Source organism: Solemya pervernicosa gill symbiont, assembly GCF_002020875.1.
GTDB lineage: Bacteria > Pseudomonadota > Gammaproteobacteria.
The window spans coordinates 1-22500 of record NZ_MPRL01000029.1 but is presented as its reverse complement, the minus strand read 5'-3'; the positions used below and the strand labels follow the sequence as shown (position 1 = coordinate 22500).

At 51.8% G+C, this 22500-nt stretch carries 9 protein-coding genes, 1 tRNA gene and 2 rRNA genes (1 of these 12 only partly in view); 11 read left to right on the top strand and 1 reads right to left on the bottom strand.

The window, feature by feature from the left end:
- Together BOW52_RS08350 and rrf are read left to right on the top strand one after the other, a co-directional pair.
- Nucleotides 1-1267 (top strand): 23S ribosomal RNA (locus BOW52_RS08350) (it extends 1615 nt beyond the left edge of the window).
- Between the two features lie 107 nt (nucleotides 1268-1374).
- A 5S ribosomal RNA gene (gene rrf, locus BOW52_RS08345) occupies nucleotides 1375-1490 on the top strand.
- A 408-nt stretch (nucleotides 1491-1898) separates the two neighbouring features.
- On the opposite strand, the gene BOW52_RS08340 is transcribed toward rrf, so the two are convergent.
- On the bottom strand, nucleotides 1899-3077 hold the full coding sequence (locus BOW52_RS08340; protein WP_078483631.1) for a methyl-accepting chemotaxis protein: 1179 nt from the start codon (nucleotides 3075-3077) through the stop codon (nucleotides 1899-1901).
- Nucleotides 3078-3300: 223 nt separating this feature from the next.
- Here BOW52_RS08340 and birA point away from each other — a divergent pair, with 223 nt between their 5' ends.
- The 9 genes from birA to BOW52_RS08300 form a co-directional block, all read left to right on the top strand.
- Nucleotides 3301-4275, top strand: a complete 975-nt coding sequence (birA, locus tag BOW52_RS08335; RefSeq protein ID WP_172840269.1) for a bifunctional biotin--[acetyl-CoA-carboxylase] ligase/biotin operon repressor BirA — start codon at nucleotides 3301-3303, stop codon at nucleotides 4273-4275.
- Complete coding sequence (locus BOW52_RS08330; protein ID WP_078483629.1) at nucleotides 4272-5015, top strand: type III pantothenate kinase; 744 nt, start codon at nucleotides 4272-4274, stop codon at nucleotides 5013-5015. Before birA ends, BOW52_RS08330 begins: the two co-directional genes overlap by 4 nt.
- Nucleotides 5012-5719: an SPOR domain-containing protein gene (locus BOW52_RS08325; RefSeq protein WP_135622180.1), complete on the top strand. Its 708-nt coding sequence runs from the start codon at nucleotides 5012-5014 to the stop codon at nucleotides 5717-5719. The genes BOW52_RS08330 and BOW52_RS08325 overlap by 4 nt, the downstream gene beginning before the upstream one ends.
- Nucleotides 5720-5790: 71 nt before the next feature.
- Nucleotides 5791-5866 (top strand) — tRNA-Thr (locus tag BOW52_RS08320).
- Between the two features lie 96 nt (nucleotides 5867-5962).
- The gene (locus BOW52_RS08315; RefSeq protein ID WP_078483628.1) at nucleotides 5963-7192 is read left to right on the top strand and encodes a hypothetical protein; all 1230 of its coding nucleotides are present in this window, start codon (nucleotides 5963-5965) and stop codon (nucleotides 7190-7192) included.
- Nucleotides 7134-7391 carry a hypothetical protein gene (locus tag BOW52_RS17010; RefSeq protein ID WP_078483627.1) on the top strand — a complete coding sequence of 86 codons (258 nt, stop codon included), beginning with the start codon at nucleotides 7134-7136 and terminating at the stop codon, nucleotides 7389-7391. The genes BOW52_RS08315 and BOW52_RS17010 overlap by 59 nt, the downstream gene beginning before the upstream one ends.
- Before the next feature lie 419 nt (nucleotides 7392-7810).
- Nucleotides 7811-19825, top strand: coding sequence for a two-partner secretion domain-containing protein (locus BOW52_RS08310; RefSeq protein WP_078483626.1), 12015 nt, complete (start codon nucleotides 7811-7813; stop codon nucleotides 19823-19825).
- A complete protein-coding gene (locus tag BOW52_RS08305) occupies nucleotides 19822-21525 on the top strand; it encodes a ShlB/FhaC/HecB family hemolysin secretion/activation protein (protein ID WP_078483625.1) in 1704 nt (567 codons plus the stop codon). The genes BOW52_RS08310 and BOW52_RS08305 overlap by 4 nt, the downstream gene beginning before the upstream one ends.
- A gap of 80 nt (nucleotides 21526-21605) precedes the next feature.
- Nucleotides 21606-22500: hypothetical protein (locus tag BOW52_RS08300; RefSeq protein ID WP_135622179.1), on the top strand; the 895-nt coding region annotated here is incomplete at its 3' end.

The following is a 22500-nucleotide window of genomic DNA, read 5'->3' as shown; positions in this document are numbered from 1 at the left end:
CTAAGGCGCTTGAGAGAACTCGGGTGAAGGAACTAGGCAAAATGGTACCGTAACTTCGGGAGAAGGTACGCCCTTGGTATGTGATGCCCCTGCGGGCGGAGCAGAAGAGGGTTGCAAAAACCAGGTGGCTGCGACTGTTTATTAAAAACACAGCACTCTGCAAACACGTAAGTGGACGTATAGGGTGTGACGCCTGCCCGGTGCCGGAAGGTTAATTGATGGGGTTAGTCCTCGGACGAAGCTCTTGATCGAAGCCCCGGTAAACGGCGGCCGTAACTATAACGGTCCTAAGGTAGCGAAATTCCTTGTCGGGTAAGTTCCGACCTGCACGAATGGCGTAACGATGGCCACACTGTCTCCACCCGAGACTCAGTGAAATTGAAATTGCGGTGAAGATGCCGTATACCCGCGGCTAGACGGAAAGACCCCGTGAACCTTTACTACAGCTTTGCACTGAACTTTGAGTATGTCTGTGTAGGATAGCTGGGAGGCTTTGAAACCATGACGCCAGTTGTGGTGGAGCCAACCTTGAAATACCAGCCTGACATGCTTGAGGTTCTAACCCAGGTCCGTTATCCGGATCGGGGACAGTGTATGGTGGGTAGTTTGACTGGGGCGGTCTCCTCCCAAAGAGTAACGGAGGAGCACAAAGGTACCCTCAGCGCGGTCGGAAATCGCGCAATGAGTGCAATAGCATAAGGGTGCTTGACTGCGAGACATACACGTCGAGCAGGTACGAAAGTAGGTTATAGTGATCCGGTGGCTCTGTATGGAAGGGCCATCGCTCAACGGATAAAAGGTACTCCGGGGATAACAGGCTGATTCCTCCCAAGAGTTCATATCGACGGAGGAGTTTGGCACCTCGATGTCGGCTCATCACATCCTGGGGCTGTAGCCGGTCCCAAGGGTATGGCTGTTCGCCATTTAAAGTGGTACGCGAGCTGGGTTTAGAACGTCGTGAGACAGTTCGGTCCCTATCTGCCGTGGGCGTTGGAGATTTGAGAGGAGCTGCTCCTAGTACGAGAGGACCGGAGTGGACGTACCTCTGGTGTTCCGGTTGTCACGCCAGTGGCATTGCCGGGTAGCTATGTACGGACGGGATAACCGCTGAAAGCATCTAAGCGGGAAGCCTCCCTCAAGATGAGATCTCCCTGGACTCTTGAAGTCCTTGAAGGGCCGTTGAAGACTACGACGTTGATAGGCTAGGTGTGGAAGCGCAGTAATGCGTGAAGCTAACTAGTACTAATTGCCCGTGAGGCTTGACCATATAACACCCAAGCAGTTTGTGTTGTATGAACTATCTCGAATGCAACACATTAAGTCTATTCATTCTTGAATTATAGATAAGCGTCTATGACGTTTGTCTCAGATTTTCCTGGCGGCAATAGCGAGTAGGAACCACCCGATCCCATCTCGAACTCGGAAGTGAAACTGCTCAGCGCCGATGATAGTGTGGGGCTTCCCCATGTGAAAGTAGGACACTGCCAGGACCTTAAGCTAAAAAACCCTGTACATCTGTACAGGGTTTTTTTTTGTTTGTTAGTTTGTCATAAAGATCACTCAGTGTAGTTCAGCGCTTCAAGCAAGCATATTATTCAATGGCTATTGAGGGTTTTAAGGCAAAGAGTGGTTTGTTTTAAATAGAACCAAAGAACGTCATCTTAGCTGTGTATTGGTTTTCTATGTCATGGATTGTTAAGTGGAAAGCGTTCGATCTGGGTGTGAACGTTCAGTCAATAGTGTTGCAAGGTGAATAACCATTGAAGTAATTCGTTACCTTGTGCTCTAGCGGAAGCAGCTACCGACTAAAGGTGGTTTTCTTCTGGTTATAGAGTTAAGGCGTCAAAGCAGCTAGCACAATCTAAATAGTCCGCCTCTGTACCATAATTAGTGCTTCATTAAACTTTGAAGCGTTGAATCAGTGATTCCAACTTGGATGTTAGTTGTCCCATCTCGTTACTAGATTCTGAGGTCTGCTGTACGCTTATGGCTGTCTCTTTAGCAGAGTCACTAATATTGACTACGTTATTGTTGATCTCTTCTGACATTCTTTCCTGTTCACTAGATGAATTGGCTATTTGAGATGTCATCTCCGAGATATTTGTGACAGCACTAGCAATTGAAGCCAATGCTGCTCCAGCTTCTCCTGCCTGAGTCACGCTTGTTTGAGTCTGATTACTTCCGACCTGCATTGCTGCTGCGGCATTACGAGCTCCCTCTTGAAGATGTTCAATTATCTCTTGAATCTCTTGCGTTGATTCCTGAGTCCGTGAGGCGAGCGTGCGAACTTCGTCGGCGACAACAGCGAATCCCCTACCTTGTTCACCAGCACGAGCGGCTTCTATCGCAGCATTCAGTGCTAGTAGATTTGTCTGTTCTGCGATCCCTTTAATAACATCCAGAACGACACCAACGTTTTCGCTATCTGCTTCTAGTTTATTGATTACAGTGGTCGCTTTCTCAACTTCGCTCGCTAGAGTGTTGATGCTATTGATAGTGCTATTCACAACTTGATGACCCTTGTTGGCATCAATATCGGCTTGTTTCGCGGCTTCTGCTGCCTGTTCGGCGTGGTGAGCAACGTTTTGCACCATAGAAGACATCTCGTTCATGGCATTTGCAACCTGCTCAGTTTCGACCTGTTGCTGATTAACTCTATGGCTTGTTTCGCTTGTAATGGTCTGGAGTAGCTCACTTGATTGAGTCAGATGGGATGATGAGTCTGATATCTGCGAAATCATATGGCGAAGATTTTCGGTCATCTGGTTGACGCTGTTCACGATCTCTCCAATAACGTCATTGCTCTCGATGGTGCACTGATGTGAGATATCATTTTGACTGACAGCCTTTGCAACATCTGAAATGCGTCTTACTTTCCTTAATAGAACAATATTGACCAGCACATAGTTAATGACGCCAATTGATGTGCCGGCTATTAGGCATCCAACAATAAACCAGAGCTTCATTCCCTCTTTCCACTCGACAAAAAATTGAGCGTAGAGAGGAAATACCATGCCCATGAATAGGCCAAAGGCGAGGAAAGAGTAGAGGAGCTGTTTAAGGATGCTGCTTTTCATTATATTCACCCGTTATTCTTATGCGAAAATTCCCTTCTATACCCTCATTTAAGCTTAATTAGATCCTAATTGCGAAAACCTGTTCCTATTTTTCGTATATTAAAAGTGGCTTATAAAGCAATGAGCTAGAATGCTATACGTTAGATCGGCAACTAGATACAAATCTTTATCTCTTCAAACTGCTTTCACGTAGGAATCGATTTCCACTGTTACAATGGCTCGCATGAGTATGCATCACAATCTTTTACAGTTGCTCTCAAATGGACGCTTCCACTCAGGCGAAGAGCTGGGTAGGGAATTGGGAGTCAGTCGGGCTGCTGTTTGGAAAAGTATTAAGTTGCTACAAAAAATGGGGATGACAATATTTGCGATACGTGGGCGAGGATATTCACTTGAACATTCGGTTGAGTTGCTCGAATCACATAAAATCTGTAGTGAATATATGACCAATAAAGACAGGAACCTAGAGCAACTACTGGTGCTCGAGTCGGTTCCCTCGACCAATAGTTATCTTATGGAACGGATTGATAATGATTGGGTTAAGCCTAGAGCAGTTGTTGCTGAGTATCAGAGTGAGGGGCGGGGGCGTCGCGGTAGGAATTGGTGCTCGCCTTTTGCTGCAAGCATCTATCTATCATTATTTTATTCATTTGATCGAGGCGTGGCTGATCTTGGCGGTATTAGTCTAGCTATTGGATTGGCAGTGCGGAAAGCCATCCTTTCACTTATGCCGTGTGAGCTAAGCGTAAAGTGGCCGAACGATCTAATGTGGAAAGGTAAGAAGCTTGGCGGTGTCTTAGTTGAATTGTCTGGTGACCCACTATCTGAATGTAAAATGGTAGTGGGTGTTGGTATAAACTATCGTATGCCTAATGGCACTAATATCGACCAACCATGGATTGATCTCAGTTCTATAGTTGGTGATAACTTGCCCTCACGAAACGAACTGACGGGTGCGTTAATTGAGTCCATTCTAGATGCCTGTTCTGTACTTGATAACAGTGGTTTCGAACAGTTTATTGAAGAGTGGAGCTTGGCTGATGCAGTTGTTAATCAAAAGGTCAGCCTGCAACTTGGCAACAAAAGGATTGATGGAATTGCGCGCGGTATAGACTCATTGGGTTCTATACGAATTGAGTCAGATGGTGTGGTTCGATCATATGCATCAGGCGAAGTGAGCCTGAGAGTCACAGAATGATACTGCTAGTCGATTCTGGGAATTCACGATTAAAGTGGGCACCGTTTAATGCCTATGGAGAGATAGAAGCTCGAGTATTAATCCCTGATTTAGATCGTTTTGATGCTCAACTCACTGCGGCATGGAGTGTGACCGATATCCCTCAAAGAGTGTTGGTGTCGACAGTTTCATCTGAGAAGGTAAATCGAACAATACAAACAGTCAGCAAAGAATTGTGGGGAATAGATGCCGAGTTTGTACGATCAACTCAGTCGTTATTTGGTGTCACAAATGGATATGACACCCCAGAAAAGCTGGGTGTAGATCGTTGGATGGCGATGCTGGCTGCATGGAAGGATTACGAAAGAGAGACAATTGTGGTGGACTGCGGCACGGCGGTCACGATCGACTGCCTAAATGGTGCAGGCCAACATCTAGGTGGCTTAATAACCCCTGGTGTTCAGATGATGCAAGAGGTATTGGGGAAGAATACGTCTGGGATTGAACTATCGAGTCGTGGTCAAGTCGGGCAGTGGGCACGAAATACTGACGACGCTATAGTTAGTGGCTCTGTGCAAAGTGTTGTCGCACTTATCGAGCGGGTTGTGGCGCAGTACAAACACGAATTAGAATCGGAACCGGTAGTTGTGATCACCGGTGGTGATGCTTCGTGTCTTCTGCCGTATTTTAGAATAACAATCAGACATGACCATGAACTGGTACTTAAAGGATTGGCGTTACTCTCCACGGGAATAGAATGAAAAAGCTCTTCATCTTGCTACTTATCTGTAATCTAGGCCTCTTCGGCTGGCTCTATATCAATGAAACGAGTGTTGATGGCGCTGTCACGATTGCACCGATTGCGGATGATGTAGCAAAGCTGCAGCTACTTAGCGAATGGGTTGATACATCTGAGCAACAGCTGATTAATCGTGTCGAGCCTGTATCGGCTCCTATGCCATTCGTCCCCCCCGTTGCTGTTGTGGTGGAGCCACCACCTTCGCAAGATATCTGTTTTGAGATCGGTCCCTTTAAGAGTGACGATCATGCAAGTCAGAGTGCTGAGAAAATATCTGCTGCTGGTTTATCAAGCAGTAAACGCAGAACCTTTGTTGAAGAACGATTTGGTTACTGGGTGCTATTGCCGCCATATACAAGTCGCACCAAGGCACTTGAGGCTGCCACAAAACTCTCTGAAATGGGCATCCAGGACTATTTTGTTGTGCTTGCCAGTGGTAGAAAAAATGCCGTATCACTCGGTGTGTTTAAACAGAAACAGAGTGCTGTGCAGCGCAAGCGTGTGATCGAAAAGATGGGCTTTAAGCCACAGATTGAAGATCGCATGAAGAAAGAGACGCGTTACTGGCTAGATTATCGTGGTAAAAATGCGCTCAGTGAGGCCCTATGGAGTGAGATTGAGGCTATCTCACCCGAGGCTCAGTTGAACAGAATGGCGTGTAAATAATTGGCATTACAGTGATGTTGGTCTAGAATGCGCAGCTTGCAATTGGCGCAGGCCCGTTGCCCATCTATATAGCCGACATAGCACAACTGGTAGTGCAACTGATTTGTAATCAGTAGGTTCGGGGTTCAAGTCCTCGTGTCGGCACCATTTTCTCTAATAGTCTGACTGCTCTTCAGGTTGCTTTGCGTATATCGAAGTTACCTGGTGTAGTTGGTTGTGCCTGTCATTATCAAGGAGTGTTGGATGTCGGTTGTGCTGTTTACCTGGGAGCTAGGCGCAGGCATGGGGCATGTGATGCCCTATATCAACGCAGCAAAGCGTTTGGTTGATAATGGTCATGACGTGGTCTTTGCAATGCGTGAACTCTCACGCGCCGAACGACTGTTCGAGGGAACCGGGATTCGCTACATCCAGGCGCCTTCGCAGGTAAAGAAGATCGAGGCACCGATTCGCCCCACCAACAGCTATGCGCAGATCATTCATAACACCGGCTTCTCCGATGTCTATCGCCTGACTGCACTGGTACGTGCATGGCAGGAGCTCTACAGGATGGTCAAACCCGACCTAGTAGTACTTGACCACAGTCCGAGCGCCTTGATCACCTCTAAAGGCTTTGAACTAAAGCGAATTTTAATTGGCAGTGGGTTTTTCATTCCCCCTTCCGATGAACAGCTGCCGATGCTCTTCACCAGTCCCAAGACCGATGATGAAAAGGTTCGAAGTGACGAACAGCAGGTGCTCGACAAAATCCTCGAAGTAACCAAGCGGCTTGCTCTCCCCGAGATCAACTCCTGGAAATCGATGTTTGATGTCGATCGCAAGCTCTTTAGAACCTTCAAAGAACTCGATCACTATGGAGGGCGTGATGATTGCGAATATCTCGGTATAGGACCAGATAAGCCAGGCGTAGAACCTGGCTGGCCTGAAGGAAGAGGCAAGCGTGTGTTTGCCTATCTCAAGCCATTTAAAACCCTCCCGGCACTACTGCAGATGCTCAATAAGTTCGGAAATCCGACACTGATATATGGCGATGGTATCAAGCAGGAGACCAAGGATCGATTTAGCTCAAAGACACTGAAGTTTGTCGATCAGCCGCTCGATATGGGGCTGGTGGGTAAAAGTGCGCAGGTAGCTATAACTAACGCCAATCACGGTACCATCGCCTCTCTGCTGTTGGCGGGTTTGCCTCAACTGCTACTGCCACTTCAACTTGAACAGATGATTCTTGCCAGCCGTGTGGCGGCACTGGGTGTTGGTCTTGCTGCTCCAAAGCTACGTCAGGGCGGCATGGCCAATAAGTTCAAGCAGCTCTGTGAGGATGAGCGCTATCAAAAGGCGGCTGATGAGTTCGTACAGAGAAACATCAATTTCGATCGCGAAACTGCTCGGTTACTGGAAGCGCTTCCATTTCCAGATGGCCATCTCCGGTGTGGTCGGTATGCCGACCACCCGTATTGTCCCCTACGGTGCTGAGGCTATGACTGGTGCGGCTGGCCAGTTGTTTGAAGACTTCGGTGTTGATATCGAGCCAGAGGAGTTCAAAGTCGCTGAGCCACCCGAGTTCCAGGCAGACGAGGAGGCGATGGCCAAGCAGGTGGTTGATGAGGTGGAGGCGTTCTGGAAGAGCCTGGGTCTGAACTTCCCTCGAGAGGCGATCGATCTGCGCTTCTAAGTAGAGACTACAGCGCGTTAATCACAGTGCCCCATCCCGTCGTATGCCAGTTAGGATATGGCGGGGTGGGGCGCTGTGGTTTTGTGGGTTGAATCGTTACAGCGCAATGTTGATGGCGAATCACGAGGTGGGGTCTGATACGAGTCCGAGTAAAGGGACTAAATATTCCTGATTCTGGGCGGGCGAAGTGTCGATATTGCGCCACTTTAGAGTCATATCAATAGGATAGATTCTGTTAATTGTGTCACATTAATAAATTAGTAACTCCTTATTTAATATGGGGTGTTGACTTGATTGTGACGGAAGTCTCAGAATGCAACGCTAACTAATTTGTGAAGGTATGCGAAGGCCGTTTTGATAGCGGTCTTAAATAAGAATTTTAACTATCGCAGTGGCAGCTGCGGCTAGGAGAAGAAAAGATGATCACCGTTCAGAAAAAGGAACTGTTCCACTGGCGTCGTGCGAAACGTAACAAACAGGAAGTTTCGGTATGTGCGCGGCTAACGCTGGCAGGAACCCTTGTTTTCACCACGGTTTCAGCCAATGCCGGTCCGGTTGGCGGAGAGATCACAGTCGGTTCAGGTAGCATTACCCAGAACGATGCCGATACCTTAATAGATCAAACAACGAATCGATTGGATATCGACTGGCAAGACTTCTCCAGTGAAGTCGGTGAATCGATCACCTTCGCTCAACCCAATGAACTCTCTATTGCGATCAACCGTGTAATCGGTGGAGTACCAAGTGAGCTAAGAGGCGCGCTGACTGCCAACGGTCGCGTCTTCATTATTAATGACGCTGGTATTACCTTCCACGGTACTTCACAGGTTAACGTCGGCTCTCTGATCGCCACCACTGCCAATACCCTCAATGAAGATGACGGCAGGTTCTCCTTCATCGGTAGCGGCACCGGCAACGTTATCAACCACGGTTACATCACCGTCTCCGAGGGCGGCTTCGCCATTCTTGCTGCGCCCTACGTAGAGAATACCGGTTATGTGCAGGCTGACCTCGGCGAGGTTCATCTTGCGGGCACCAACAGCTTCTCGCTCGATCTGAAGGGTGATGGCCTGATCAACTTCGTCGTCTCAGATGAAAATGCGGATGTGATTGCTGCTGAGGGTGACAAGCTTGGTGTCGATAACAGCGGCACCCTTCGTGCGCGCTCTGGTTTGATCACCATTACTGCAGAAACCGCATCACAGATGATCGATAGCATTATCGGTCTGAATGGTGTGATCGACGCGGATGCCTTCGCTGAAGATGGAAACGGCGGTACCGTGCTGCTCGATAGCCGTGGAAGCATCGAAATCAATGATGGCGCAGTGATTAGTGCAGATGCAGGTGCCAATGGTGACGGTGGTACCGTGCTCACCTGGGCTGACCAGATCAACTACTTCAAAGAAGGCGCGAAGATTTCTGCGCGTGGTGGTGATGAGACAGGTGACGGTGGTTTTGTTGAGGTCAGCGCTAACAAGGTTGTCTTTAAGGGGGATGTTGATGCCTCGGCACCCAACGGTGCTAATGGTGAGCTGTTAATTGATCCGGCTCACATTGTTATTTTGGATCAGGCGGCTACAACGGCAGCATCGGCTTTTGGCACTGGAACAGTGCTTTCAACCGCAGCAGGTACTGCAGGTTCTACTACTTATATCAAAGAAGATCAGATCGAGACCCTTTCGCAGGGCGGAACGGATGTCAGAATTGAGGCTACAAAATCCATTACTCTGAGCGATCTGGTGACCGATGGGGTATTGAGTGGTGGTTCGGGCAACATTACGCTGCAGACAATTAGTGGCACGTCTGGTTCAATCGCTTTTGCCAATACCGATAACACGATCAAGACCACCTCGGGTGATATCCGTATACGTACCCTGAATACCTCAGTCGGAACGAATACGGATGCCGCATCGGGCCAAATCTATTCCGGTGGCACAATCGCCATCGGTAATGTCGAGATCACCGATGGCGGTGCACTTGAGGTTAAGGCGGGTAACGGCGATCTGAATATCGGATCGATCGACGTGCATGCTGGCGACGGCAATGATCAGACAGCGCTCGCCGATGTTGATCTTCACGCCTTCGGCACCAGTGCGGATGTGGTGATTAATGGCGATGTCTCAGTAACTGCGCAGGCCGATCACAACTTGAATACCGGTGGTACTGATGAGACGGCCTCGGCTATGGCTACTCTTGACGTCACGGCGGGTAATAATATTCGTCTCAATGGCGATCTGAGCGTTGATGCGCAGACCCTCTCCTCCTCAAATCGTGCAATTGACGGTTCGGGTGCGTCGGTCCGTGCGCGGGCAACCGCCGCCGCCACACTTGTGGCAGATGGCGTGCATCTGAGCAGTGATGGATCTCCGGCGCTCTACAGCGTAACGGCAGGTGTAACCGCCAACAACAACAGTGCGGTTACGACAGCAGACGATGGTGCAGAGGCGTCAGTTTTCGCTAGTGCGGATTTGAGTATTACTGCAAATGAGGCTGATATCGAGCTGGATGGCAGTGTGAACGTAGCTGCAAATGCCTACGGATATAACAATAGTGCGACGGCAGAATCTGCTGTTGCGATCACTACGGTCACGGCGATAGCAAATGCCAGCTTCATGGCTAATGAGGATGTGATTCTCCACGGTGACAGCAATCAGGTTACTGCTTCAGCGATTAGCTCACAGAATCACGCGTCTGCCGATAATAGTGATGTGGCCTATGGCGGTGCTGTGGCTTATGGCACGTTGATGGTGAGCGCGAGTGGCGATGCGACGGTCGAGGGCTCGGTATCTATCGATGTCGATGCGCAGTCGTTAAAGAATAATGTTAAGGCCGAGGGAGATTATGCGCACGGTGGTGCGGCAGCCTATGGTCTGATGAGCGTGATTAGCAGCGGGGTCACGGTCACCGACGGTATAACGGTTGATGCGATTACGATCGATGTCGATGCGCTTTCAGATGAGAATACCGTGGTAGCCAAGGACGTTGTCGATGGTGGCGCTTCATACGGCATTGCTAATGCCTATGCCGATGCTGAGCTATCACTGCAGGCGGTCGATGGTGGGGTTACGATTAATGACGATGTAACCGTTTCGGCGACTGCGGACAGTATCGATAACGATGCTTCGGCCTCCTATGGTGCCTATGCGATGGCGCGTGCCGCGGCCTCGGTTGATATTGATGCAGAACTCTCATTCGAGACCGATTACGGTATTAGTGTGACTGCCGATGCCCTGACGAACAGCAATAACGTTGATGTTCCTCTCCTTGGTTATGGTGCAATAGCAGCTGCGATGGCGGATGCACAGCTCAACGTTTCAGTCGATGACGGCACAAGCAGCGGTAGCGCGTTTGTTGCAATGTCGGGTTTTGATGTGCTCGCATCAGCTCAGACGCTAAACAATACGGTTGACGGTGGCCAGTACGGTGCATACGCAAATGCATCTGCTGATGCTAATGCGACTATCCTCGCGCAGGACTCAGTCACCATCAATGGTAGTGGAGATGTCGAGGCATACGGCCTCTCCAGTGATAATACGGTTGATGTGATTGAAGAGTTTGCGCGTGCCGATGCCTCCGTTGAGGCTGATCTGGTGGTAACGGCCTATGGCGAGAATGGCTCTGCAGCATACGGTGGCATGGTAAGCGTCACCGGCGATTTGGGTGTAACCGCCTCGGCTGAGACCTATGGAAACAGTGTCGTTGGATATGGTGTGATCCCATCCGATTTATTGGTCGCGAATGCCTATGGTGACGCAACAGCCACTATCAACGGTAAATATGGTGTCTCGCTGACTGGCGACCTTGACGTAAATGCGGTGGCCTTAAGCAGCTCGAATCTGGTCTCTGCCAGTTATGGCGTTGGCGCGCTTGCATCTGCGCTTGCATCTGCCGATGGTCAAATCATTACTGAATATGGTGCAGTGACTGTCGATGGTGATGTCTCTGTCGCAGCAGATGCCGAGACCTATGGAAACACGGTAAACGCCTACGGTTCAGGTGCTAACGCTCGAGCCAGCGCCAATGCCACTGGCCGTATCTATAGCGAATATGGTGCTGGCGTTTCCATGATCAACGACTCCGATCTGGTTGTGACGGCCGATGCGCTTGCCAGTGGCAATATTGTCACGGCCTCCTATGGTGATTTTGCAGTGGCTGATGCCTACGCATCCGCCTACGGTTATGTCGAAGCCGATGATGGCGTGGTCGATGTTGATGGCACGGTCAGGATTGATGCAACCGCAGAATCGATCGGTAATACCGTTTCCGTCGGTGAGGATACTGTGAGAGCCAATGCCGATGCCGATGCCTATGGCTATGCCTACGGTGCCTATGGTGTGTCGCTGGGCAGTACTTCATCAAGCGGTGGGATGGACGTCTCGGCCGTTGCACTCTCCTCATCCAACACAATTACAGCCGCAGGCTCTGAGGCCTATGGCAGTGCTGAAGCATCAGCATATGGAGCTGTGATTGCACCGGTAGGTGTGGCACAGGTGACAGGAGCTATGTCTGTCGAGGCCGATGCCAAGACCTATGGCAATGTCTTAGTCGCCTACGGTGATGATTCAGAAGGTGCATCATTTGAGGCCGATGCCAATGCGAACGCCCGCGGGGTGGTTATGGGTGAGGCTGCCGTGGTGCTGGGCAGCGGTTCAAGCGATGGCGATATCCAGGTGACAGCCACCGCCATCTCCTCGGCCAACGATATGTCTCAGTTTGGCAGTCAATATGGAACGGCATGGGGCAGCGCAAATGCAACCGCCTCTGCCTATGTCTTCTCACCCAACGTGGTCTACGGGGCCGGTACTGTTGAGGTGACTGCGGATGCGCAGTCGGTTAGCAATAGTGTTGATGTGGCGGCGAGTTCAGATGGCGGTAGCGTGCATCTAGATGCGTTTGCAAGGGCCTACGGCGAGATTCTGGGTTTCTACGGAGTAATGCTGGGCGGTAGTTCACATGAGGGTGGTGTAGATGTCACCGCGACAGCTCTCTCCTCGGGTAACTATGGCGTTGCAGGGGCGGATGGTGGTGATGTTCATGCCAGCGCGGATGCCTATGGTACTGCGGGTGTTAATGCGCCTTATGGTGAGGTTGCAGTGACCACGATAGCCGCTTCTGCCAGTGCGCAATCCCTGGGCAATAGCGGCTTTGCCGATGATGGCTACGGTGTCGTCAATGTGGACGCCAATGCCTTTGCCGTGGCGTACGGCAATGCGATGTACGGTGTCTCAATAGGCGATGGTACACATGCGGGTGATCTGACTGCGGTAGCCACCGCGATCTCTTCGAATAACTACGGTGTGGCGGGCGAATACGGGACCGTGAATGTTGATGCAACGGCGTTGGCCGGAGGCACGATTTATACCCCATACGGCAGTATCAATGTGATGGGTGACATGACGGTTTCGGCTGAAGCACTGGCTTCGAGTAACTTTGCCGAAGTGGGAAGCTACGGCACCGTCAACGGTGATGCGGATGCCCTCTCACTCGGTTACGTGCTTGCACCATACGGTGTCATCAGCCCCGAGGATAATTCGACCACCATTACCGGTACTCTCGAGGTCAGCGCAAATGCTGAGTCTTACGGAAATGTTGGCTTCACTTCGGGTGACTATGGCAGTGTAGAACTGGGTGCTAGTGCAGATGCGTTTGCGTTTGTGCTCGATGTGACTGAGAACGGCATCACGCTCGGTAGCGCCTCAGGCGAGGGCGATCTGACAGTAAGTGCAACGGCCAAATCTTCTAACAATTACGGCATCGTTGGTGACTATGGCGTAGTAACGGCAAATGCGGATGCTTACGGTCTAGGCGTTCTTGACGCAGTCTACGGCGTTACTGTTATGGGAACTGCAGGCGTGAGCGCTGATGCACAGTCTGTCGAGAACTGGGTGGTCACTCCCAAGTCTTATGGGAATGATCTGCACCTAGAAGCGAATGCAAATGCACGCCTTCTTGTTGATTCTGAAGCGGGTGATGTAACCATCGGAACATCTGACGGTGGCGGGATTAATGTTGCAGCGACAGCGCTCTCCTCGGGTAACTACGGTGTAGTCGGTTATGGTGGCGATATCTTCGGTAGCGCCATGGCCTATGGTGTGGCCACCGTCTTTGCAGACGGAGATTTGGGTTCGAGTTACGGCGGTCATATCCAGGTGACCGGTGTCTCATCGGTCAGCGGGTCAGCTGAATCGAAAAACAATACCCTGATGGCCTACAGCTCTAGTTACGAGGCTTCAAGTGACGCTGTTTACGGCACGCTTGTTGATGCCAAAGCGAATGGTTACGGCGTTGGTCTTCTGGCTGCAGAGTACGGTGTCACGTTGGGTAGTGGTTCTACTGAGGGTGACTTCACCGTTAACGCACATGCACTCTCATCGAACAATCTGCTCGTCGCATCAGATGCGGAATACGGTGTACAGGTGGAAGGCAGTGCCGATGCGCTTGCCACGCTCATTATTGATACTGACTACGGCTCAATCACAGGCGCTGGAGAAATAACGGTTTCGGCTGATGCCTACGGCCTGGCAAATCAGGCCTACGGATATACCTCGAATGACCCCTATTACGGCGCTGAATCAATAGCTGATCTGGATGTTGAGGCCGCTGCGTACTTGATGATGAATGGGCCTGATGGTGTCTCGCTAGGGGATGCCTCTCATGCCGGTGATATTACCGTTACTGCAGATGCGCTCTCCTCAAATAACTACGGCTACCTCAGTTCACAGGACAATGTAAATGCAAGTGCCCAGGCGAGTGCTTCTGGTGAGGTTTATGCTGAATATGGAACGGTGTTTATCAGTGGTTCAATCACAGCTTCTGCTGAAGCGACCACGCTGAATAACACGGCAGTGGCTGCAGAAGACGCCGACGCCGATGCCGATGCCGACGCTAACTTCTCTGTTGCCGGTACCTACGGAGTAACGCTTGGAAGTGCGAGTGGCGCTGGGACCGTCACGGTGTCTGCAGTGGCGCTCTCATCAGGTAATGTCGTTTCCGCCTCCTACGGCGGTCTTGATGCCAGTGCCGAGGGTCGCGCTCGGGCCGATGTCGAGGCTGATTACGGAGAGGTGGTGATCACTGGTGGCGTTGAAGTCACAGCAAGTGCGGACTCAATTGATAATGCGGCATATGGCTCTTATGTCATAGGTGAAACAGAGGTCGATGCAGATGCCTACGGCTATGCCGAAATCTATGGCGAGGATGGTGTAACTCTCGGTAGCGCCTACGGTGCTGGTACGGTGGATGTTACCGTTTCGGCGCTCGCTTCAGGCAACTATGCGGTGGTTGGTGCGGGTGTTGTGCACGGTGGTGAATATGGAAGAGAGGTGTTTGGTAGCGCCGAAGCATATGGACAGGCGGTTATCGTCGCTCCTGATGGAGAGGTGGAAACCGTTGGTTCGGTGACTGTCGATGTAGCTGCCGAGACCAAGGGCAATACCCTGTCGAATCTGGCATACGGTAGTGCGGCTTCCTACGGCGGAAATGTAAACGCCTACGGTAATGCTTACGGTGTCGCTTACATCGCAGGTGAGTATGGCGTGACCATCGGTGAGTCCTCCTCGGAAGCCGGTGTCTCTGTGACAGTCGATGCGCTCTCATCAAACAACACGGTCGTCTCTGAGTATGGAGCGGTCCTGGCGAGTGCGAATGCATATGGCTACAACAAGATCTATGCGGATAACGGTTCGATCTCTATCAACGGTTTGGTTGAGCTGACGGTTGATGCGCAGTCTTTGAACAATGTTGCCTCAGCGCTTGATCAAGGAAGTTTGGGTAGAGATGTCGATGCAGATGCGGACGCAGAGGCATACGGCAGTGTCGATATTCGCGGTGAGGATGGCGTCACGCTGGGTAGCGCGGCACACGATGGCGGGATGGTTGTTAGTGTCGATGCGCTCTCTTCGGGTAATAAGGCCTTCTCCGAGTATGGCAATGCCTTCGCCAGTGCTGATGCGATCGGCTACGGCGAGATCGAGGCCGATGAGGGTGAGGTTACAATCACCGGTACAGTAACAGTAGAAGTTGACGCCAAGGCCACTGCTAACACGGCATCGGTCGGTGAAGATAATAGTGGCAGGGCGTCGGCCGATGCCGACGCCGTAGGTTACGGCTATGTGGCTGGTAACTACGGAGTAACGATAAATGGCTCCGAGGATGGTGCTTTTAATGTCTCCGCAGCCGCAAGTGCGACCAGCAACAGGGCCTACGGTGATGAATTGGCCGAGGCGGGTGCCGAGGCATCGGCCGAAGCTTACGGCCAGTCCGCTTATGGTGATGTAACCATCACCGGTGATGTCTCGATCTCTGCTGATGCTCGCTCGGTTTCAAACATTCTCTCGGCCTCATCGTCAGAGGGTTACGGTTATGGCCAGGCCGATGCAATTGCCTACGGCTCAATTGATGCCTATGGCGATGTGACGATCGGTACGGCCTCCGCAGAGACTGATATTGCGGTCACGGCCACGGCGCTCGCTTCGGATAACACCATTTCCGGTGGTAGTGATGCCTACGGTAAGGCCGATGCCGATGCGGATCTCTATATCGACGCACACTACGGTGCTGTAGCAGGCGTAGGTGATCTAACCATTACGGCTGGTGCCACATCGAAACTCAACTCTGCCAATGCCGTCTATGGTGCGGTGATACTCGATGCCGATGCAGAGGCCTATGGGGATATCGATGGTGAGATGGGCGTCACTCTGGGCAGTGCAAGTGGCGATGGTTCAGTCACGGTGATCACAACGGCCCTTTCATCGTCCAATAGTGCGTCACTGGAGTATGGAAACAACGTCAATATGAGTGCCAGTGCCGAGGGGTATGCTCACATTGACGGAAATGCTGCCGAGGTCGATGTGGCGGGTTCCGTTACTGTCACCGCTAGCGCCCAGACAATTAGTAACAGTGGGCTCTCCGCCTACGGCTCCGATCTCGATGCTGATGCGGATGCTACAGCCTATGGTTGGATCTATGGTGAAGATGGTGTGACCCTGGGTGGGGATCTCGATATCTCGGCCACCGGACTCAGCGCAACAAATACCCTGACGGCCTATGGTGCTAGTCATGATGCGAGTGGCGAGGCGGCGGCATATGGCCTGGTTGAGGCATCATCGGGGTCTGTCTCAATCGGTGGTGATGTCACTATTTCTGCCTCGGGTCAATCGATCGGAAATAGTCTGACTGCAGGCTATGGCGATAATGGTGAGGCAGATGGCGACGCCTATGCCTACGGCTGGATCAGTGGCGAGGATGGTGTCACGCTTGGTACAGAGAGCGATGGCGGTGACTTCACTGTCTCTGCGGTCGCTGTCTCCTCCAGCAATGGCATCTCTCAGCTGGACGGCTCCGAGGCCTATGGCAGTGCCGAGGCATCTGCCTACGGTTACATTGATGCCTCCAGCGGTGCGGTTTCCCTGCAGGGCGATGTTGCTGTGTCTGCTGAGGCTACCAGCTACGGAAATCTGGTTGTCGCCTCTGATGATGCCTATGGGAATGCCGATGCGCACGCAAGTGCCGATATCGATGCCGATGACGGGGTAACGATAGCTGGTGATCTAACCGTAACAGCCGATGCAATGGCATCGAGCAATAGCGTGGTAGCAACGAGTGGTTCGAATGCCTCTGGAGAGGCGGATGCCGACGCCATCCTGATGGTTGAGGGTGGTAGCGGTGAGATCCACGTCTACGGTGATCTGACCCTGTCGGCTATCGGCGAGAGCATGGGTAACTATGGATTCGCCAATACTCAAAATGCGGACGTGGATGCCGAAGCCAACGCCAACGGGTCGTTGATTGCGGCGAGCGGTGTGAGCATTGACGGTGGAGTTGAGGTGGTCAGCTCAGTCTACTCCTCAAGCAATGTTGCAATAGCGTCTGACGGCACAGCGCAGGCTGAGGCCGATGCATATGGCTACATCGAACTGCTTGCGAGTGATGGTGCAGTGAATGTAGGTGAAGGCGTAGCTGTTGCGGTTGATGCGGTCTCCAGCAATAACCGGGCTTACGGCGATGGTTTCAACATCGGTGCCGGCGCGCAGGCCTACGGTTCAGCACGAATCGCGGGGCAGGAAGGCGTTGATGTCGGTAGTGACATCTCGTTGGTGGTCACTGCGCTCTCATCCGGTAACAGGGGCACTGGCTACGGTGCCGATAACAACGACTACGGGGTGAATGCCCTGGCCTCCGCAGATCTACAGGTCTCTGCTGATAGCGGCAGCGTGGTCATAGGCGGCGGTGTAGTGGTGGCGGCAGATGCTGAGTCGGCCTCCAATGAAGTTTATGTCAGCGATTACGGCGACGCGTACGCATCAGCCGTAGCAAGGGCGGATGGGTATATCCACGCAGACGATGATGTAGTGATCGGCGCTGATGTTGAGATCTCTGCCGAGGCCGATTCATCGAACAACTCGGCCTATGTCTCCTCAGATGACGCGATAGTTTCGGCATACGGAGTGGCCTACGGCGCGGTTATTAGTAGTAATGGCAATGTCTCTATTACAGGCGATTTCGAGGTTGCGGCCTCGGCGGATGCCACAGGTAATGAGGCCTACGGTGATGACGATGCGGCTGCTGGAGCGACGGCAGTGGCCTTTGGAAATATCCTGGCTTATAACTCGGTGGTAGTGGAAGGTGTCTCGGTAACGGCGGACGCTGCGGCCTCAAGCAACTTCGCTTCAGCGGATGATTTTGTTAACGCAGGCGCAGGGGCGCTTGCCTACGGGTTGGTACTGGCCGAGCATGGTTCGGTGACCGCCTCTGGTGATGTGGGCTTCTCTGCAGCGGCGGATGCGAACAGCAACACCATACACAGTGAATACGGTGCGGCACACGCAGGCGCCATCGGATACTCGCGTGGATTTGTTACAGCGGACACAGGTGTAACTATTGATGGGGATCTCTCGTTTGGCGCAGATGCAACGGCTGCTGACAACGTAGTGATGGCATACGGTATTGGTGACGATGCTGGTGCCAATGGCCTCGCGGTGGCAATCGGAATGGCTTCAGCCTCTGATGGTTCTGTTGTGATCGGGGGCGACGCGATGCTGTCCGCAGATGCAGAGACCAGAGGTAATAGTGTCGAGGCCGATGAAGATGCATTTGCAAATGCCTACGGTATCGGTGTCATGGGGCTTCACGCTCAGGATGACATCTTGATAGGCGGTGATCTGCTGGCAAGTGGTGTGGTTTCAGCCAGCAATAATGATGTGGATGGTTCAAGTAACGGGATTGCTGGTGCGACCGGCACGCTCTTTGTTACCACCGAAGCCGATGAGGGTAATGTTGAAGTAACAGGTGTCGTTGATCTCACTCTTGATGTCGATTCAGTAAGCAATAACGCGAACTCATATGTCGGAGCCTTTGCCTACGGTGTAGTCAATCTTGAGGGGGCGAACACGATACTCAACTCAGGCGCTTCTGTCTCTGTTGAGGCGCTATCATCAGCCAACGATGGTACCAACGCCCGTGCATATGGTATGGGGATGTTGTATGCCAATGCTGATGGTGGTGCCGATACGGGTGATCTCACGCTCACGGGTGGTGTGACAGTCGATGGGAACGCATATGCGTATAGCAACAGTGCATCCTTCACAACTGCCAGTGCTAATGCAGGCGCGGTGCTCACCGCTGATGAGAATCTGACTCTGACGGGTGATATCGATGTCTCGGCCTCTGCTGAGAATAATCACGATGGTAGCGTCTTCGCAAACGCCTATATGTCGGCGGTTGCGGGAACAGGCAGTGCAAGTGGTGACCTGGTCATTTACGACGATGTCGCAGTGAGCGCCCATGTGGATTCGGAGTCGGGTAGTAATTCGGCGATCGCCTACGGAACAGCATCAATCTACGCTCTGCACGATGTGAAGGTCGAGGGTGATATCGATGTGGAGGTTACCGTTGATAAGGATACCGTGGTCGGAGGCTATGGGTATGCCCTGGCAGATATCGCAGCAGGCACAAACGGTTCGTCTGGTACCAGTGCGGATGGCGATGTATTCCTGCTGGGTACGGCGAGAACCATGGTTGACTCAGTCGATGAGCAGGTTGTTGAAGATGCACATACCAGAGTCCAGACAACTGGCGGTGATATCTATCTGCTGGGTTACGACCCCATTGCAGATGCCACACCGGCGTATCTGCAGACGCATGTAACAGATGAAGATGTCTCAGGTGACAGTCGTGCCAGAGTGACTATCACTCCAAATGGTGGTGATACGGTTTGGGGCTATACGGAGGACTGGGAACATATGTTGGTTCTCGAATCCACCTGGCAGGGCGTGATACTTAAGACGCCGTACGACCCGATGGGACAATTGCCGCCTCTATCTATCGGGCCTAACGGTGAGATCCAGTTCAATAATGGTATTGCCGATCCGAACCTCGCTGAGGAGTTCTGTAATCGCTTCAGCAAATTCTCCTGCGAGACGGGAGATGCCCTGTGAAAAATAACATGGAGAGAAACGTGGAATTGAGTCAGATGTCTCTGTCGAAAGTGGTCCGTCAACTCTGCATGGTGGGTGTGTCTGGTGTGGTTTTGGCTGCACCGCTAACCCTGCAGGCGGAATCTCGTATGCCTGGCGTCGTGGATCGTCCCCAGGATGAGTTGCGTGTGGCCCCGGTGTCTCCTTCGACAGAAGTTACCGATGGTGTTGCCGATTTCAGAGAGCCGGAAAATGGTAATGAAGTTGTTGCCAATGTCAGTCGAGTAAGCTTTCAGGGTAATACGGTCTTCAAGAGCAAAGCCCTTGAAGAGCTGGCCCAGCCCTATCTGGGAAGTCAGATGACCAAAAGTGATCTGGCTCATCTCAAGTATGAGATTGCTAAGGCCTATTTCAAGAAGGGCTATATCCTCGTCAAGGTAGTTACTCCTCCTCAGAATATTTCTTCTGGAACTTTGTTGGTGAAGGTCTACGAGGGCAAGGTTGGCGAGATAAGGCTGCAGGGTAAGGGTGTTAGTCACGCTATGGCCCGAGCCAGAATGCATGAGGTTGATTCGGGCGATATCTTCAATGAGCGAGATGCTGAAGAGATTACCCGCAATGTTGATGACCTGCACGGCGTTAAAGGTTCATTGAGTGTTGCACCCGGTAAAAAAGCGGGTACTACTGACCTGGTTATGAACGTCACCGATGTCTACGATGACTATCAGCAGATAAGTGTGGATAGTTACGGCAGTGAGCTGACCGGAAAGACAACCGTGGGCGGAATCTTTCATCTGAGTAATCTGATCGGTATCGGCGAGCAGTACGGATTGAAGTTGCGCTATTCCGAAGACGGTTTCTATAGCTACGATATCAATACTGATCTGCCTCTACCGCTGGGTACGACAAGTATCGAGGCGAGCTATTTCGGAAGTGATAATGATATCGGTGGTGATTTAGCAGGCTTAGGGGCATCAGGTGAAACTGAGCGCTTCCGTATCGGTTTTAAAGCATCTCCAGTCAACACAATGCGCCATAAGTTCACTGTGCGTGGCGGCTATGAGGCGAGAGAACATATCTCCTACCTATTTGACATAGAAGAGACGCACGACAGCTTGAGAAAACTCTATGGTGAACTGGGTTACACGCATAGATCAGCTCGTGCCGCATTCCATCTTGGTGCGCGAGTTAATGCGGGTCTAGATGGTCTGGGTGGGGATGAGCGTTATGAGGCTGACGCATCGAGATTTGCGGGAGATCCTGAAGCAATCATTTTCCAGCCTAGTGTCTATTTGGCATTTATCCCGACACCTAAGGACCGGATCAATGTCTTTGCGTATGGCCAGTATGCAGATGAGATTACTCTCTCATCAGACCTCTTCTCCATAGGTGGTTATGGCAGTGTTCGCGGTTTTAGAACCTCGAAAGAGACGGGCGAACATGGTGCAGCTGCAACGATTGACTACACACACACCTTCACCCCAGGCGAGGGCTGGTCGTTTGCCGTTGGACCTTTCTATGATATCGGCCATGTGGATGGAAAGATTGATGGTGCGATTGTCGATGAGACGTTGCACAGTGCGGGTTTGTCTATGGAGTTGAAAGCAACGGTTGCCGGAACTTCGCGTTTGCGATTTGATGTTGCAATGCCACTTGGCGACTATAACGATCCGCTAGTAGATGATGCAACCTTCTATGCCCGTTTTTCACAGCGTTTTTAATCGCTGTTAGAATCTAATAAACAATACATAGAGGGCGTCTGGTGGGTACACCAGGCGCCCCATTTTTTGGGAGAAGATAGATGGGTGTCACCATAACCCTGACCGACAAGGAGCTGCCGGCCTCACCGGCGTTCATTGAGTTTGTTCATGCGACACTGACCGACAGCGACTACGATGTTGGTGAGTGGTTCTATCAGGAGGGGGAGAGCCTAGCGAGGAACGATGGGCGCTTTAAGGATATCCGCGAAAAGGCGCAGTTTGTGGTGGGTCATCCGATTGGTAGCAAGATGCTGCTGCGCTCCTATCGCTTCTTCAAAGAGATGCTCACCGGCAATATCGACCAGATGCGTGAGATCTCACGCTTCCGCTTCTTCTTTGTTATCGGTATTCCACGTACCGGTGGTACTTATCTGACCAAGCAGCTGTTCCGCGCTGCCAACATCGACTATAAAAAGGTCCATAACGCCCTGGCGCATGACGGTTTTCCGCACCTCTCGCACCTCTCCTTCAAGGGCAAGGCGAATATGCACACCAACGGTCTGTTGCAGTTTGCCGAGTACCTGACCATGGTCGAGATCTACTTCAGCAAACATGGTCGACTTGCCTATCGCAACGGCGTGGTTGTACCGAAGAAGTTCACGAAAGGTGTCTACTACTTCGACCTGATCCGTGAGCTGATTGGCGTTAACGCCAACTACCTGCTCACCCTGCGTCACCCGCTCTCGATCTGCCAGTCGGTGATCGACAAGAGTGGTGGCATGCCCGAAGACCGCAAATACGCCCTGCGTAGCGCGATTGAACGCTGGGTGCTCGATGACTGGGTTCACTTTGGTGTGCCGGAGCAGAAGGTGCGTCAGATGGGGTACGTCGAGGCGTTGCTCGGTTACTGGAAGCGCTTCCATTTCCAGATGGCCATCTCCGGTGTGGTCGGTATGCCGACCACCCGTATTGTCCCCTACGGTGCTGAGGCTATGA

Coding starts and splice junctions, on each gene's coding strand:
- BOW52_RS08340 (WP_078483631.1), bottom strand. CDS start 3,077: ATGAAAAGCAGCATCCTTAAACAGCTCCTCTACTCTTTCCTCGCCTTT.
- birA (WP_172840269.1), top strand. CDS start 3,301: ATGAGTATGCATCACAATCTTTTACAGTTGCTCTCAAATGGACGCTTC.
- BOW52_RS08330 (WP_078483629.1), top strand. CDS start 4,272: ATGATACTGCTAGTCGATTCTGGGAATTCACGATTAAAGTGGGCACCG.
- BOW52_RS08325 (WP_135622180.1), top strand. CDS start 5,012: ATGAAAAAGCTCTTCATCTTGCTACTTATCTGTAATCTAGGCCTCTTC.
- BOW52_RS08315 (WP_078483628.1), top strand. CDS start 5,963: ATGTCGGTTGTGCTGTTTACCTGGGAGCTAGGCGCAGGCATGGGGCAT.
- BOW52_RS17010 (WP_078483627.1), top strand. CDS start 7,134: ATGGCCATCTCCGGTGTGGTCGGTATGCCGACCACCCGTATTGTCCCC.
- BOW52_RS08310 (WP_078483626.1), top strand. CDS start 7,811: ATGATCACCGTTCAGAAAAAGGAACTGTTCCACTGGCGTCGTGCGAAA.